This window comes from Campylobacter coli LMG 9860 (genome assembly GCF_000254135.1).
Taxonomy (GTDB): Bacteria; Campylobacterota; Campylobacteria; order Campylobacterales; family Campylobacteraceae; genus Campylobacter_D; species Campylobacter_D coli.
Window position 1 is genome coordinate 1 of record NZ_AINS01000130.1, and the last position, 736, is coordinate 736.

General features: G+C 36.5%; 1 protein-coding gene. It reads right to left on the minus strand.

Annotation, left to right across the window (positions count from 1 at the left end; translation table 11 throughout):
* On the minus strand, window positions 1-736 hold a 736-nt coding region (locus CCO88_RS09715; RefSeq protein WP_002840687.1), incomplete at both ends, for a flagellin hook IN motif-containing protein.

Below are 736 nucleotides of genomic sequence, written 5' to 3' on the forward strand. Positions count from 1 at the left end.
GAACCAATGTCTGCTCTGATTTGATCAAGATTTGTTATAGCCGTTTCAGCTATATCCATCACCGCCATAGCACCCTTAAGTGTAGTAACACCTGCGGTTTCATCTTTTACACCAAGAGTATTTCCTGCTGAAGTTTTCATGGTTGCAAACTGAGAAAGTCCGCTTTGACTAGAAAAACCTGAGCCTGCAGATACATTATACACATTAGAAAGAGAAGATGCGGTTGACATAGCTACTACATTTGCAAAACCCGTAGAATAATTTTTACCGCTGCCTATAGAATAACCCGAACCTGAAGAAAATCCACTTCCTGCACTACTCATATAACCAGAAATAGAAGAATAACCTCCTAAAATATTTCCTTTATTTGCGGAATTAAAGCCCATAGCATCAGCTACATTTGCATCGATTTGCCCTTTAGACTCTCTTAAAGAAACGGAAGCTTGAGAAATCATATTGCTTGTTCCAAAACCTATAGCAGAAAGATTTGTTCCACTGATTAAAATATCTTTACCATCATTTTTAACTAAAGACAAACGACCATAATTTTCCAGCATATTTGGATTGATAAAAGCACCTCTGCCTATATTACCTTCAATTTTAATCCCTCTACCATCTCTTGAAGTAAGTAAAAGCTTACCATTTTCATCGATAGAAGCTTCAACTCCGGTTGTATCTTTAACAGAATTAATAGCAGAAACCAAAGCACCATTGCTATCACCATCTTTATATTCTA